This window comes from Vibrio sp. DNB22_10_4, from assembly GCF_052879755.1.
Genome location: NZ_JBNNXW010000013.1, coordinates 1 through 18,745 on the forward strand (window position 1 = coordinate 1; position 18,745 = coordinate 18,745).

The 18,745-nt window shown below is 47.3% G+C and carries 1 protein-coding gene; it reads left to right on the forward strand.

The features are described 5' to 3' along the window. Positions 1 to 18,516 (forward strand): tandem-95 repeat protein (locus ACVA6Q_RS20380; RefSeq protein WP_446648764.1); only part of this gene is annotated, 18,516 nt, incomplete at its 5' end. Between the last annotated feature and the right edge of the window lie 229 nt (positions 18,517 to 18,745).

The following is an 18,745-nucleotide window of genomic DNA, read 5'->3' on the forward strand; positions in this document are numbered from 1 at the left end:
GTTGTGGAAGATGTGGGTTACACCATCCAAGAAGACGGTTCATTAACCTTCACGGATGAACAGCTTCTAGCAGGCGCCTCCGATATTGATGGCGACGACTTGTCAGTTGCCGATGTGAGTTACTCAGGTACAGAAGGTGTGCTTACTGATAACGGTGACGGGACGTATACCTTCGCGCCAAACGAGAACTTCAACGGTGAAGTCGACCTAAGTTTCTCAGTGAGCGACGGTACGACCACCACAGAAGCGAATATCGATGTCACTGTCGAATCAGTGAACGACATTCCAGTGGCAGGTTCAACGACATACTCAGTCGATGAAGATGGCATCATCACCATCTCTGATGATCAGCTTCTTGCAAACAGCTCAGACATTGAAGGCGAAGTAGCGGTCGATGATGTCTCTTACTCAGGTACTGACGGTATCTTCACCGATAATGGTGATGGTACCTACAGCTTCGCGCCAAACGAAAACTTCAACGGCAATGTGTCTCTTGATGTGACTGTTGTGGATGAAGATGGCGCAACGGCTGATACCACAGCAGGTATCGAGGTTATTGCTGTTAATGACGCCCCAGTTTCCGGAGACTTGGCTTACTCAGTGGATGAAGACGGTTCTATTACGCTGACTCAAGACCAACTATTATCTCAAGCATCAGATGTAGACGGCGATGATCTAACAGCAGCGAACTTGTCAGCAGGCGATAACGCTACTGTAACAGCGAACGAAGATGGCTCATTCACCATTACACCAGATGCGAACTTCAATGGCGACATTGACCTTAGCTTCGACATCTCCGATGGCACCGACACCATCGTGGCTAATGCTGACCTCACTGTGAATCCAGTGAATGATGCAGCAGTTGTGGAAGATGTGGGTTACACCATCCAAGAAGACGGTTCGTTGACCTTTACTGATGAGCAGCTTCTTGCTGGCGCATCTGATATCGATGGCGATGATCTATCAGTCGCAGATGTCAGCTATTCAGGCACGGAAGGTGTGTTCACTGACAATGGTGACGGCACCTATACCTTCGCGCCGAACGAGAACTTCAATGGTGACGTCGACTTAAGCTTCTCAGTCAGCGATGGAACGACGACCACTGAAGCCAGCATTGATGTGACCGTGGAGTCGGTCAACGACATTCCTGTGGCTGGTTCAACGACTTACTCAGTCGATGAAGATGGCATCATCACCATCTCTGACGACCAATTGCTTGCTAACTCAAGTGATGTTGAAGGTGAAGTAGCGGTTGATGATGTATCGTACTCTGGCACAGACGGCATCTTTACTGATAACGGTGACGGTACTTACAGCTTCGCACCAAACGAAAACTTCAACGGCAATGTCTCTCTTGATGTCACCGTTGTTGATGAAGATGGCGCAACCGCGGATACCACAGCAGGTATTGACGTCATCGCGGTCAATGACGCCCCAGTTTCAGGTGACTTGGCTTACTCAGTGGATGAAGACGGTTCGATTACACTGACTCAAGATCAACTATTGTCTCAAGCGTCCGATGTGGACGGTGATGACTTAACTGCGGCTAACTTATCAGCAGGTGACAACGCGACGGTGACGGCCAACGAAGACGGCTCATTCACCATCACACCAGATGCAGACTTCAATGGTGACATTGACTTAAGCTTCGATATCTCTGATGGCACTGACACCATCGTGGCTAATGCTGACCTCACTGTGAATCCAGTGAATGATGCAGCAGTTGTGGAAGATGTGGGTTACACCATCCAAGAAGACGGTTCATTAACCTTCACGGATGAGCAGCTTCTTGCTGGCGCATCCGACATTGATGGCGATGATCTGTCAGTAGCGGATGTTAGTTACTCGGGTACAGAAGGTGTCTTCACCGACAACGGTGACGGTACGTATACCTTCGCACCAAACGAAAACTTCAATGGTGACGTCGACCTAAGCTTCTCAGTGAGCGACGGTACAACGACCACTGAAGCGAATATCGATGTCACTGTAGAGTCTGTTAATGACATACCAGTAGCAGGCTCAACAACATATTCAGTCGATGAAGACGGCATAATCACCATCTCTGATGAACAGCTTCTAGCAAACAGCTCTGACGTAGAAGGCGAAGTCGCGGTCGATGATGTTTCTTACTCAGGCACAGACGGTATCTTCACTGACAATGGTGATGGTACTTACAGCTTCGCACCAAACGAAAACTTCAATGGCAATGTAAGTCTTGATGTGACTGTTGTGGATGAAGACGGTGCGACCGCCGATACCACAGCAGGTATTGATGTCATTGCCGTCAACGATGCACCGGTTTCAGGTGACTTGGCTTACTCAGTCGATGAAGACGGCTCGATTACGCTGACTCAAGACCAACTATTGTCACAAGCATCAGACGTAGAAGGTGATGACCTAACAGCCGCCAACTTAAGTGCGGGTGACAATGCTACTGTAACCGCCAACGAAGACGGCTCTTTCACCATTACCCCAGACGCAGACTTCAATGGCGACATTGACCTAAGCTTCGACATCTCAGATGGCACTGACACCATCGTGGCTAATGCCGACCTCACTGTGAACCCAGTGAATGATGCGGCGGTTGTCGAAGATGTGGGTTACACCATCCAAGAAGACGGTTCGTTGACCTTCACGGATGAGCAGCTTCTAGCAGGTGGATCAGATATTGATGGTGATGACCTGTCAGTAGCAGATGTTAGCTACTCAGGCACCGAAGGCGTCTTCACGGATAACGGTGATGGCACCTATACCTTCGCGCCGAACGAGAACTTCAATGGTGAAGTCGACCTAAGTTTCTCAGTGAGTGACGGCACGACTACTACTGAAGCCAACATTGATGTGATGGTTGAGTCTGTCAATGACATTCCTGTAGCCGGTTCAACCACATATTCAGTACAAGAAGACAACTCAATTACCATTACTGACGAGCAGTTATTGGCTAACAGTTCAGATATAGAAGGAGACGTTTCTGTTCAGGATGTCTCTTACTCTGGAACTGATGGCGTCTTTGCTGATAATGGTGATGGTACGTATACCTTCTCGCCAAACGAGAACTTTTCGGGTGAGGTTAGCTTTGATGTAGTTGTTGCCGATGAAGACGGTGCGACAGCAGAGACGAGCGCTGGTTTAACCGTTATTGAGGTTAACGACCCACCAATTGCAGGACCCACGTCATACACCATTGATGAAGACAGCGTACTGACATTCAGTGAATCCCAAGTCCTCGGCAATGCTTCTGATATAGAAGGTGACGTATCGCTAGTGGGTATCAGCTACGATGGGCCGCACGGTATCTTCTCCGTAAATGGTGATGGTACTTGTAGTTTTGCGCCAAATGAAAACTTCAATGGCGAAGTTCAGTTGAACGTTACCATTCAAGATGAAGATGGTGCGACGGTTGATACCGTCATTAACGTCGATGTACTTCCTATCAACGATGCTCCGGTATCCGGCGACCTGGCATACAGCGTTGATGAAGATGGAAGTGTGACATTGTCACAGGAGCAGCTTCTATCACAAGCATCAGACGTAGACGGCGATGATCTAACAGCAGCGAACTTGTCAGCAGGCGATAACGCTACTGTAACAGCGAATGAAGATGGCTCATTCACCATCACACCAGATGCGGATTTCAATGGTGACATTGACCTAAGCTTCGATATATCAGACGGTACAGACACCATCGTTGCGAACGCTGACCTTACTGTGAATCCAGTGAATGATGCGGCAGTCGTGGAAGATGTGGGTTATACCATCCAAGAAGATGGCTCTTTAACCTTCACTGATGAACAGCTTCTAGTTGGCGCATCCGATATTGACGGCGATGATCTATCTGTTGCGGATGTGAGTTACTCAGGTACAGAAGGCGTCTTCACTGACAATGGTGACGGAACGTATACCTTTGCACCAAATGAAAACTTCAATGGTGATGTCGACCTAAGCTTCTCAGTGAGCGACGGCACGACCACCACTGAAGCCAACATTGACGTGACCGTGGAGCCGGTCAATGACATTCCAGTGGCAGGCTCTACTACATACTCTGTCAATGAAGATGGCATCATCACCATCTCTGATGAGCAGCTTCTTGCAAACAGTTCAGACATTGAAGGCGAAGTCGCGGTTGATGATGTCTCTTACTCTGGCACAGACGGCATCTTTACTGATAATGGTGATGGTACTTATAGTTTCGCGCCAAATGAAAACTTCAACGGCAATGTCTCTCTTGATGTCACCGTCGTAGACGAAGACGGTGCAACTGCTGAAACCACTGCAGGCATTGACGTTATTGCAGTGAACGATGCACCTGTCTCTGGTACCGTCGCGTACTCGGTAGACGAAGACGGCTCAATTACGCTAAACCAAGAACAACTTCTTGCTCAAGCGTCAGATGTAGATGGGGACGCTTTAACGGCTTCCAATCTAAGTGTGGGTGGAGATGCTACGGTAATTGATAACGGCGATGGTACCTTTACCATCACGCCAGATGCTAACTTCAATGGAGAAATTGACCTCAACTTCGATATCTCAGATGGCACAGAGACGATTGTTGCAACGGGTGGTTTAACCGTTAACCCAGTTAACGATGCTCCGGAAGTATCGGGTATTGTCGCTCAGGTAGATGAAGATAACAGTATCACCATTACTCAAGAGCAATTGTTGGCAAATGCTTCAGATATCGACGGCGATGACCTAGTTGCCAGTGATCTGCAATTGTTTGGTACTGAAGCAGAAATCGTTCAGAATGAGGATGGTTCGTTCACTATCACTCCAGAAGAAAACTTCAATGGTGAGTTGGACTTCACTTACACCGTTTCTGATGGTGACGAGAATGTTGTAACGTCCTTAGATCTTACTGTCAATCCAGTTAATGACGCACCTGATGCAGGGGATGAAATTTACATTCAAGCGGAAGAAGATCAAACCGTTGGCGTGAGTATGCGCGAAGAGCCAGCAATTCGCCTCGACCAACAACCTGAATTCGGTATTGTTCAAGCAAACATTGAAGATGAGTGGGTCACTCTGGAAGTTGGCCAAGAAGTTTCTCCAGACACAGAGATTCGTTTTATACCGGATGAAACAGCGGTAGCGGACTCTACATCAACAACGCAACTTGGCACCTTCGATGACAACGCTAAAGTCAGTGACTGGGGTGATGAAGTTGATTCTCATACTCGCCAATTTACCGATGGTGACTTAACCGTTACAACACAAAGTACCGATGGGCCGCTTGGCGCTTGGAACGGTAACACCCATATCGGTCATGGTATTGGGGATACCGACAGACAAGGTCTAAGTGGTGATGAGCAACTTGTCGTCACGGTAGAAGGCCAGGACATTAACGAAATCAGCTTCAACCTGGATGGGCTGGGTGGCTGGTTTATGGAAGAGTCACGACACTTTACGGAGGTAGAGATTCGAGCGTTTGATTCGGATGGAAATTTAATTGACTCAGAAACGTACCATAAAGATGATCGCAACAGCTATGAACATGAGTACACGTTAACGACTGATGAACCTGTGGCTCGTTTCGAACTCGGTACTATTCAAGGTAACGGTACTTACGTTGTTCAAAACATGTCTGTTTCTCAGACACTACCTGACGATGTCGTATTTACATCTATCGGTATCGACGGTACTGAAGTTACGGAAACAATTGGTCTGAATGTTCGTGAAGGCGATCAAGAGATCGATCTAACTGCTGACTTACCAGCCGTAACTACGACAGAAGAGGGAGCAGATGGCTTTGCTTCTATTGTCATTACCGAAGAGCAGTTATTGGCACAAGCCAGTGATATCGACAGTGACGAACTTGATATCATCAACTTAGCCCTCGAAGATGAGAATGCAACCTTAACCGACAACGGTGATGGCACTTGGACAGTTACACCAAACGAGAACTTCTCTGGTGATATTGACCTAACGTATCAAGTCACCGACGGCGAGTTGGTTGACGACAATACTATCCACATCAACTTCGCAGAAGTAAATGATGCGCCAGTGGTATCTGGTCCAGTTATCTTGAGTACCGAAGAAGACAACTCCATCACCTTTACCGATGAAGATCTGCTTGCGAATGCTTCAGATATTGAAGGTGACGAGTTAAGCATCTACAACGTCAGCTACAACGGGGACAGTGGTGAGCTAACCGATAACGGAGATGGCACTTACACATTCGTTCCAAATGAAAACTTCAATGGCGATGTGGATCTCAGCTTTGGTGTGAGTGATGGCGAAGACGTCACTATGAACCAAATTGATTTGGCTGTGATTCCAGTGAACGATGTTCCTGTTCCTGGTGCTCCTCTTAATTTGGATATGCTAAATGACGGTACTATCACAATTAGCACATCAAGCTTGTTAAGCGGTGCGACTGATGTTGATGGAGACATTCTACATGTCGAAAACCTTGTTCTAACTAACCAATTAGACGGAACGTTAGTTGATAATGGCGATAACACCTTCAGCTTCACGCCTTCTGAAGGGTTTACAGGCAATGTCTCACTATCGTTTGATATCAGTGATGGTCAAGCAACGGCGTCTAGTTCACTAAATATCGATGTGGTTGAGTCTAACGTCGGCCCAGACGTGTCAGGCCCACTATCTGCCACAGTCGAAGAAGATGGCACCATTACCATCACTCAAGAAGAACTACTTGCTAACGCAAGTGACCTTGACGGAGACGATCTCACTGCCGTCAACTTAAACACGAACGACGAGAACGCCACCATTGTTCAAAATGAGGATGGTAGTTTTACTATCACCCCAAGTGAAGACTTCTATGGCGATATTGACTTTACCTATGATGTTACAGACGGAATCGCTACGGTTGGTACCGAGTTAGACCTAACCGTTACGCCAGTGAACGATGCTCCTGATGTACCAGATTTGTCATTCAATGTCTTGGAAGACGAATCGATAATTGTGACAACAGAGGAGTTGCTGGCCCAAGCAACTGATGTTGAGGGTGATGATCTCACTGTCGTCAACGTTAACACTGATGATCCAAATGTATCGGTTACCGATAATGGTGATGGCACTTATACCTTAACGCCAGCACCTGACTATAGCGGTAGTGCAGGTCTTACGTTTGATGTCAGTGACGGTACCGATACGGTTACCGCTGACATCGCGTTAAAAGTTCAGTTTGTCAATGATGCTCCTGAAGCAGAGCCAGTCGTCGCGGAAATGGATGAAGATGGCGTTATCTTGGTGACACAAGATATGCTGCTTGAGAATGCGACTGACAGAGACGGTGATTTCTTACTTGCAGAAAACCTAGAGACTAACGATCCGAACGCAACGATTGTTAATAACGGTGATGGCACATACAGTGTGACGCCGTCACAAGATTTCAACGGTGATATTGTATTTAGCTACAACGTTTCTGACGGTGAGCTAGATACAACTAGCGAGCTCACTTTGACGGTTAATCCGGTAAATGATGCACCAGACGTTGCTCCGCTTAACGTTGAAATACAGGAAGACAATACATTTGTCTTCACGGAAGAGCAGCTTCTAGCTCAAGCGACAGACGTCGAAGGCGACGAGCTCAGTATTACTGACGTAAGTTACAGCGGTGATGAAGGCTCGTTGGTTGACAATGGAGATGGTACATACATCTTTAGGCCGGAAGAGCACTTTAGCGGTAACCTAGATATTGGCTTTACCGTTTCAGATGGCGAATCTGAAGTTGAACAAACTATTGGAGTAAATGTCGAAGCGGTTGCTGATGCACCAGACTTAGAGGTGACCACTGGTGATGGTGACGCCGTTACAGATGAGGCCATCGTTGTAGAACCTGGCAGCACAACCGAACTAAATATCGGCGCAGCGCTAGTAGACCAAGACTTGTCTGAAACACTAACGTTGGAAGTGGGCGGTTTACCAGAAGGTACGGTGATTCGCTATGACAACGAAGGTGTACTTGATGACCAGTCTGGCGGTATTACGAGTTATGAAACAACGGATATAACTGTTACTTTCGAAGGTGAAGGCGCTGGCTTCCAAAATACGGCTGGCTACTACACTGTTGATGAAGATGGCAATATTACCGATGTAAACATAGGGTTTGAGAACGCATCCCAAGTTGGTTCCGGTGGCGACTTGATTCCGGGTCAATCGTCAATCACGTTTGAAGTTGAAGAAGGCGAGAGCTTCAACCTGTTCGTTATTCCGAATGGCTTCAATCGCAATGACTTCGACTCGATGCAAGATGGAACCTTTATATTCCGCGATGCAGACGGAAACCCAGCCACTATTGATTCTGTTGACCCGCAACTGGTTCATATTGATCCAGATGGCAATGAAACCGTTATCCAAAGTCAATTTGGAGACTCGGTGTTCCATGGCGGTACGAATACCAACCTGAACCAAGATGGCGTTGAGCATACTAGAACAACGTTAAATGATGATGGCGAGATTGTTTATGGTATCGAAGATCTCTATGGAGGTGGTGACCGTGACTATGATGACTTCACATTTACCATAGACGTTGGTGAAACCAACAGCCAAATCTTGCAAGGTGAGATCGTTATTGGTGAAGATGGTACAGCCGTGCTTCCAACGCTGGTCATCGATCAAAACATCGACATTACCTTCCCAGAGGACTATACCGGCTCCACTGCGTTAGAAATCAAAGCGACCGCGACAGAACTTTCTAACGACGATGAGGCGAGTACAATTCAAGTCGTTAACTTTGAAGTTGACCATGCGCCTGAATCAGGCTCGGTCTCTGCTCAAGTCGACGAAGATGGCTCAATTACCATTACTCAAGAGCAGCTACTGGCGAACGCCACCGATCTAGATGGCGATGCTCTAACTGCGCTTAACTTGAGCACGGAAGATGAAAACGTCACTGTTGTGGATAATGGCGATGGTACATTTACCATTACGCCAGACGCAGACTTCAACGGTGATGTAAACCTCAGCTTCGATGTCAGCGATGGTGACCAGATCGTATCGACAAATCTAGACTTAACCGTTAATCCTGTTAACGACGCTGCAGTGGTTGAAGATGTCGGTTATACCATTCAAGAAGATGGTTCATTAACCTTTACTGATGAGCAGCTATTAGCGGGCGCTTCAGACATTGATGGCGACGATCTTAGTATTGAGTCTGTCACTTACAACGGCGCCGAAGGGGTCTTCACAGATAACGGTGATGGTACTTATACGTTTGCTCCAAACGAGAACTTTAATGGTGAAGTTGACCTCTTGTTTGAAGTATCTGATGGCACAGAAGTCACACCTGCGAACATTGATATCACAGTAACAGAAGTCAATGATTTACCAGTCGCTGGTTCAACGACTTATAGCGTTGATGAAGACAACATCCTGACGTTCACTAACGAGCAGTTGCTTGCCAATAGTTCTGATGTCGAAGGAGATGTTGCTGTCTCTGACGTTTCATACTCAGGAACAGACGGTATCTTTACCGACAATGGCGATGGCACATACAGCTTCGCACCTAATGAAAACTTTAATGGTAATGTTTCTCTTGATGTCACTATTGTGGATGAGCAAGGTGCCAGCGCCAATACCACTGCAGGCGTTGAAGTTATTGCTGTTAATGATGCACCAGTTTCTGGCGACTTAGCCTACTCGGTAGACGAAGATGGGTCGATTACACTGACTCAGGAACAGTTATTGTCTCAAGCGAGTGATGTCGAAGGGGATGACTTGACTGCATCTAACCTGAGTGTAGGTGACAACGCTACGGTTACCGCCAATGATGATGGCTCTTTCACTATCATTCCGGATGCGGACTTCAATGGTGACATTGACTTAAGCTTTGATATAACTGATGGCACTGACACAATCGTGGCCAATGCTGATCTCACTGTGAATCCAGTGAATGACGCAGCGGTTGTGGAAGATGTTGGCTACACCATCCAAGAAGATGGTTCACTGACGTTTACTGATGAGCAACTTCTAGCGGGTGCATCTGACATTGATGGCGACGATTTGTCTGTCGCTGATGTCAGCTACTCGGGCACAGAAGGTGTATTCACTGACAACGGTGACGGCACGTATACCTTCGCACCAAACGAGAACTTCAATGGTGAAGTTGATTTAAGCTTCTCTGTCAGTGATGGCACAACCACCACTGAAGCGAATATTGATGTGATGGTTGAGTCGGTCAATGACATTCCTGTTGCTGGCTCTACCACATACTCAGTCGATGAAGATGGCATTATTACCATCTCAGACGAACAGCTTCTCGCCAACAGCTCTGACATTGAGGGCGAAGTGGCCATTGATGATGTGTCGTACTCAGGCACTGACGGTATCTTCACGGACAACGGCGACGGCACTTACAGCTTCGCACCAAACGAAAACTTCAACGGCAATGTATCGCTTGATGTAACCGTTGTTGATGAAGACGGTGCAACCGCCGATACTACTGCGGGTATTGATGTCATTGCGGTTAATGACGCACCAGTCTCAGGTGACTTAGCTTACTCTGTTGATGAAGATGGTTCGATTACGCTGACGCAAGATCAATTGCTGTCTCAAGCAAGTGATGTCGAAGGTGATGACCTTACTGCAGCGAACTTGTCAGCGGGTGATAACGCGACAGTTACTGCCAACGAAGATGGCTCATTCACCATCACACCAGATGCAGACTTCAATGGCGACATTGACCTAAGCTTCGATATCTCTGATGGCACCGACACTATCCTGGCTAATGCCGACCTTACGGTGAACCCAGTGAACGACGCCGCGGTTGTAGAAGATGTTGGCTACACCATCCAAGAAGATGGTTCACTGACGTTTACTGACGAGCAACTTCTAGCGGGCGCATCGGACATTGACGGTGATGACTTATCCGTTGCAGATGTTTCGTACACAGGCACAGATGGCGTGTTCACCGATAATGGTGACGGCACCTATACTTTTGCTCCGAACGAAAACTTCAACGGTGACGTTGAGCTTAAGTTCTCTGTTAGCGATGGTACAACGACAACAGAGGCCAACATTGATGTCTCGGTCGAATCTGTTAATGACATTCCAGTAGCAGGCGCTACCTCGTACTCAGTGAATGAAGATGGCGTGATCACCATTTCAGATGATCAGTTGCTTGCCAATAGCTCTGATATAGAGGGCGATGTCAGTGTAAACGATGTGTCTTATTCGGGGGCAGACGGTATCTTCACAGATAATGGTGATGGTACCTACAGCTTCGCACCAAATGAGAACTTCAATGGCAACGTTTCATTAGATGTTGTGGTCGTTGATGAAGACGGCGCTACAGCGGATACCACAGCCGGTATCGAAGTTATTGCAGTCAATGATGCGCCTGTATCAGGTGATCTTGCATATAACATCAACGAAGACGGTTCGATCACGTTAACTCAGGAGCAGTTGTTGTCTCAGGCTTCAGATGTGGATGGTGATGATCTCACTGCTGCTAACTTGTCTGCTGGCGATAACGCGACCGTGGTTGATAATGGTGACGGTACCTTTACGGTAACACCAGAGGCCAACTTTAACGGCAACATCGATCTGAGCTTTGATATTTCGGATGGCACAGAAACCATTGTTGCGAATGCCGATCTGTCGGTCAATCCAGTCAACGATCTTCCAACAACATCGGATGTTTACGCCAATGTTGATGAAGATAACACCATTACCATTACTCAAGAGCAATTACTTGCCAATGCGGCTGATATCGAGGGGGATGCACTAACTGCAGACAGCTTGGTAGCAGACAATGCAACCATTGTTGACAATGGCGACGGTACTTTCTCCATCACGCCAAATGAGAACTTTAATGGGTACATCGATGTGGCCTATAGCATCAGTGATGGTGACACTCCAATTGCAGCCAACCTCGGCTTAACAGTTGATCCAGTCAACGACGCACCAATCGTCTCTGCTGATGTCGCCATTACGATTGAGGAAGATGGCTCTTATACCATCACTCAAGAGGAGCTATTGCAGTTCGCTACTGACATCGAAGATGATGACATGACTGCCATCATTGGAGAGCAGGGCGATGATACTACGGTGACAGGTACGGTTCTTGATGCTGAAAGCAGCAACCCCATTTCAGGTGCAGAAGTCACGCTATCCGATGGTGCAGGGAACAGCTACACAACCGTGACTGATGATTCTGGTAACTACTCGGTAAATGGGTCGATTGTAACTGAAGGTACAGTAACCATTGAACAAGAGGGCTCGATTACAACAAGCTTTGTTGTTCCTTCTGGAGAAGAGACCAACGGTGGCGTAACCGCAATATCTGAAGTCCTAGATGATGCAGATATGCGTGTGGTTGTAACTTGGGGTGATGAACCTCGAGATCTTGATAACCATCTATGGTTATATGACCAAGACTCGGGTCAAGAACTCGATCATATTTACTATCAAGATATGAGTTACAACCAGAGCGGTGGAGATCGAGTTACACAAGACGTCGATGACGTGAATGGTAATGGCCCAGAAACCATCACTATTCCAAACTACGAAAGCATGAACATGCACTATTCAGTGCACAACTACAGCGGCCGTAGTTGGGATGTGGACGGCGTAGAAGATGTCCAAGTGCAAGTCTTTGTTGGTGATACACTGATCCAATCCTTCACACCGGATCTGCCAGACAACCCACAAGGTGATCACTGGCATGTGTTTGACATCGTCGATGGCGTGATAGTACCGAGCCAAGATGTCAGCACGGTGACTAACTTTGAGCTACCAACGTCTGAAGAAGCCGCTGCGGCCGACAATGGCATTGATATCTCAGAAGTAGTAGCCGGTGATACTGAAGAAACAGGCTCTGGCGAAGAAACTGACGGTAATGAACCTAGCATCGGTGATATCGCTATTGAAAACGCGCTCATCACTGACAACGGCGATGGTACCTATACCATTACACCGGAAGAAAACTTTAACGGTGAGTTCTCAATTAGCTATAACGTTGACGACGGAAATGGTGGCGTTACCCCAGCGGAACTTGATGTTACGGTGACTGCTGTAAATGACCTGTCTGTCATTTACGACCACGACTACACCATTAATGAAGACGGCTCATTGACCTTTACTGACGAACAGCTACTGGCTGGCGCGACAGACATCGACGGCGATGACCTAACCGTTGAGTCAGTTAACTATGAAGGAGCCGATGGCGTCTTTACTGACAATGGCGATGGTACCTACACCTTCGCACCAAATGAAAACTTCAATGGCAATGTTGATCTTACCTACGACGTAAGTGATGGGACGGATACGGTATCTGCCAATATTGATGTCCAAGTAGTACCAATCAACGATGTTCCAGTAGCCGGTGCGACAAGCTATAGCGTTGATGAAGATGGTAGCATTACAATCAGCGACGCACAGTTGCTAGCCAACAGCTCTGATGTTGAAGGCGATGTCGCTGTCGATACTGTCACCTATACCGGTACTGATGGTGTGTTCACCGACAATGGTGACGGCACCTATACCTTCTCACCAAATGAGAACTTCAACGGGGATGTAAGCCTTAATGTTACTGTTGTCGATGAAGACGGTGCGACAGCGGATACAACGGCTGGTATCGATGTGATCTCAGTGAACGATCTGCCAGTTGCCGGGGCGACGACTTACAGCGTTGACGAAGATAACATCATCACCATTACCAGCGACCAACTTCTTGCGAACAGCTCGGATATAGAGGGTGAGGTGGCTGTAGATGATGTGTCTTACTCTGGTACGGACGGTATCTTCACTGACAACGGTGATGGCACTTACAGCTTCGCACCAAATGAAAACTTTAACGGTAACGTATCTCTTGATGTAACCGTTGTCGATGAAGATGGTGCAACAGCTGATACTACGGCAAGCATTGACGTTATTGCAGTAAACGATGCACCAGTTTCAGGTGACTTAGCTTACTCAGTGGATGAAGATGGTTCGATTACGCTGACTCAAGACCAACTATTGTCACAAGCGTCAGACATAGACGGCGATGATCTAACAGCAGCGAACTTGTCAGCAGGCGATAACGCTACTGTAACAGCGAACGAAGATGGCTCATTCACCATCACACCAGATGCGGACTTCAATGGCGACATTGATCTAAGCTTCGACATCTCAGATGGCACCGACACCATCGTGGCTAATGCCGACCTTACTGTGAACCCAATGAATGACGCAGCAGTCGTGGAAGATGTCGGTTACACCATCCAAGAAGACGGTTCGTTGACCTTCACGGATGAGCAGCTTCTAGCAGGCGCCTCCGATATCGATGGCGATGACTTGTCTGTTGCGGATGTGAGTTACTCAGGTACAGAAGGTGTCTTCACCGACAACGGTGACGGTACGTATACCTTCGCGCCAAACGAGAACTTCAATGGTGACGTCGACCTAAGCTTCTCTGTGAGCGATGGAACAACGACCACAGACGCCAACATTGATGTAACGGTTGAGTCTGTCAACGATATCCCAGTAGCCGGTTCAACGACATACTCAGTCAACGAAGATGGCATCATCACCATCTCGGACGACCAACTACTTGCCAACTCAAGTGATGTCGAAGGCGAGGTGAGTGTTGATGATGTGTCTTACTCAGGCACAGACGGTATCTTCACGGACAATGGTGACGGCACTTACAGTTTCGCTCCTAATGAGAACTTTAATGGTGATGTGTCTCTTGATGTGACTGTCGTAGATGAAGGCGGCGCTACTGCCGATACCACAGCAGGTATCGAGGTTATTGCAGTCAATGACGCACCAGTTTCAGGTGATTTAGCTTACTCAGTTGACGAAGATGGTTCGATTACTCTGACTCAAGACCAACTTCTGTCTCAAGCATCCGATGTAGACGGTGATGACTTAACTGCGGCTAACTTATCAGCAGGTGACAACGCGACGGTGACGGCCAACGAAGACGGCTCATTCACCATCACACCAGATGCAGACTTCAATGGTGACATTGACCTAAGCTTCGACATCTCAGATGGCACTGACACCATCGTGGCTAATGCAGATTTGACTGTAAACCCAGTGAATGACGCAGCAGTCGTGGAAGATGTCGGTTACACCATCCAAGAAGACGGTTCATTGACCTTCACGGATGAGCAGCTTCTAGCAGGCGCCTCCGATATCGATGGCAATGACCTGTCTGTTGCGGATGTTAGCTACTCTGGTACAGAAGGTGTGTTCACCGACAACGGTGACGGTACGTATACCTTCGCACCAAACGAAAACTTCAATGGTGACGTCGACCTAAGCTTCTCAGTGAGCGACGGTACGACTACTACGGAAGCCAACATTGACGTGACCGTTGAGTCTGTCAACGATATCCCAGTAGCCGGTTCAACGACATACTCAGTCAACGAAGATGGCATCATCACCATCTCGGACGACCAACTACTTGCCAACTCAAGTGATGTCGAAGGCGAGGTGAGTGTTGATGATGTGTCTTACTCAGGCACATACGGTATCTTCACGGACAATGGTGACGGCACTTACAGTTTCGCTCCTAATGAGAACTTTAATGGTGATGTGTCACTAGACGTCATTGTCGCTGATGAAGACGGGGCAACTGTAGGTACGACCGCGGGTATTGAAGTTATCGCGATTAATGACGCACCTGTATCGGGCGATCTCGCTTACAGTGTCGATGAAGACGGTTCAATCACTCTGACTCAAGAGCAGTTGCTAGCTCAAGCCGGAGACGTCGATAGTGACGAACTTACTGCATCGAATCTTTCAGCAGGTGACAATGCAACTGTAACAGACAATGGTGATGGCAGCTTTACCATCACGCCAGATGCCAACTTCAACGGAGATATCGATCTGAACTTTGATATCTCTGACGGAACCGAAACGATCGTTGCCAATGCAGATCTTACTGTAAATCCAGTTAACGACCCTGCGACATCGGACCCAGTTGACCTTCAAGGTGTCGAAGATAATGCAATCATCATTTCTCAAGAAGACTTGCTGAAGCATGCTCAAGACATTGATGGCGATGACTTAACCGCCAAAGACCTATCCATCGATGAGTCATTTGGTTCACTGGTTGACAATACCGATGGTACTTGGACCTTCACACCTACAGAAAACTACAACGGCGATGTACCGTTCAACTTTAACGTTGATGATGGTACAGAGCTAACAGCGGTTCAGGGCAATATTGACATCGCTGCTGTTAACGATGAACCTCAGGCACCTTCAATAGAAATGCAGGGAGAAGAAGACCAAGTTATGGTCATCGACCCTGAGTACATCTTGGCACAGGCAAGTGATTTAGATGGTGATGAACTGACACTCGAAAGTATTAGTGTTAAGTCGCCACAGAACGCGCAATTGCAACAGCAGCCAGATGGCATGTATCACCTCGTTACATCGCAAGATTTTAACGGCTTAGTAGAATTAGCTTACGAAATTTCAGATGGCGAAGCGACAGCAGAAGGCTCGCTCAATGTTGATGTCATTCCGGTGAATGATGCACCATTTAACGATGGCAATGCCTTCCTAACCACAAACGAGGATGGGGCATTTACCTTCGATTCATCCGATATGCTTGACCTATTTGGCGATATCGATACTGAAAACTTAGTAATTTCTCGCATTATCATGCCAGATGGAGAAGACGCAGGTGACCTGAATGACAATGGTGATGGTACCTGGACATTTACACCAACGGGTGATTTTGCGGGAACTTCAGGGCTACAAGTTGTCGCTTCCGATGGTGAGTTTGAAACTGCACTCGATGTACCAGTGTTTGTTCGTCCTGTCGCTGACGGTGCGGTTATCACCACGGATCACGAAGGACCATTAGTGTTCTCCGAAGATTCAACGGGTCACTTGGGACTTAACGTTGACCTAATTGATGACTCAGAAATGCTCAGCAACTTGGTCATGACTGGTTTCCCTGTCGGGTTTGAAGTCAGTGATGGTGATAATACTGTTATTATTACTGAGCCTGGACAAATGATCAGTATTACTAATTGGAACATCGATGATCTGCAGTTAACACCACCAGAAGATTACTCAGGAAACTTCTTCGTAACCGTCAGCGCAACGACAGTTGACTATGGTGACGAGCCGTTACCAGAGCCAGAAGGTAGCGAGATTGCTGGCGACTTTGATACAACACTTGGCGAACCAATTATTCTTACTGAAGACGACTTGATTGGCATGGCGCAAAATATCGACGCAAATGATGACGATGCTATCCAAATGGTTCACCTGGTTGATCCTAACCAAGGTACTATGATTGACAATGGTGATGGTACATGGACCTTTAGCCCTGCAGATGGCTTTACAGGTGAGGTTGACTTCGCCTACGTAGTTGAGCGTGATGGCATCCTTCATGATGAACAAAGCACTATTGGTGTTCACGAAAACGAAGGACAAATCACCGATGGCCCACAAATCGAGTCTATTGCTTCTGCGACCGTTGAGGAAAGTGAACCACTTAACTTTACCGATAGCGACATGTTGGGTACTTTAAGCTCTGAAACGGGTGAAATGAGCATTGAATCAGTCACACTGCTTGAAGGCGAAGGTCTCATTGAGTCTGACGGGCAGGGTGGTTATCAATTCACACCGGCTGAAGGCTATACGGGTAGTGCCCAAATTGGCTTCGTAGCTAGCGACGGCGATAACTCTGTTGAAAGTCACTTCAATATCACGGTTGATGAACAAACATCTGGAGCAGTTGAACCATTAGCTCAATCCGACGATGGCTCAATCGGCATCAGCGGCGAACAGGTTCTTCAAAACCTTGATGTAGCAGACGATGCAAGTTTGTCTGAACTCAACTACGCAGGTGATGAAGGTGCATTAGTGCCGTCCGGTGATGACCAATGGACATTCTGGCCAGATCCAGAGTTTGGTGGTGACATTCCATTGGAAGCGACTGTTCAATCTGGAGGCGAAGAGCAAACGTTGGAGACAACAATGAACGTTGAGACTGCGCCAGAAGCAACATCAGTATCAAGTTCAGAGCCAGAAACCGCTGCAGCAGATACTGAAACAGTGCAAGAAACCGTAGAAGCGACAGCGGCCGATGAGACTGACACTGAAGGTGCAGATGTTACCGCAGCACCAGGCACAGATGTGAACTTGTCGATCCCTGATGAAGTAACCTCAGTTGAAGGTGTAGAACAGGTTGAGCTCTCTGGTATTCCAGAAGGCGCATCAGTTAGCGGTGCACTTGATAATGGTGACGGCACTTACACAGTATCGGGCGATTTATCACAACCTGTGACAATGGCTCTTGGTGATACCTTTGAAGGTGAGGCGTCAATATCGTTCCAAGGTGTTGATGAACTTGATACACCAATTGAAGGAGCAACAGCAACTACAACGATTGAAGTTGATGATCAATATGCGATGCAAGCGAGTAGCCAAGCTCCAACAGACACTTCAGGTCTACAAGATGCAGGTGGCAGCGGCGATTGGACATCCGGCGACAATACCGATACTGGTGTCGACTTTACTGATGATTCCGGAAGCTTCGGTCACGACGACCAATCATCGGGAGGAAGTCAGCACGATATCGACGATAACAACTTCTAGTCACTAACGCGTGGACTAGAATCTTCAAAGCCCGTGCTAGAAAACAAGCACGGGCTTTTTGTATCTAATAATCACATTACTAATCTGTGATTAAGTAATGTGATTATTAGGTATTTTATGGTAAATCCACATTATCGTTAAATACGGTACATCTGATGAAGGTAGAGCAGCTTTACATAGAAGAATTCAAGCTCACGTATATGTAATTTAACATAAGATAGATAATACG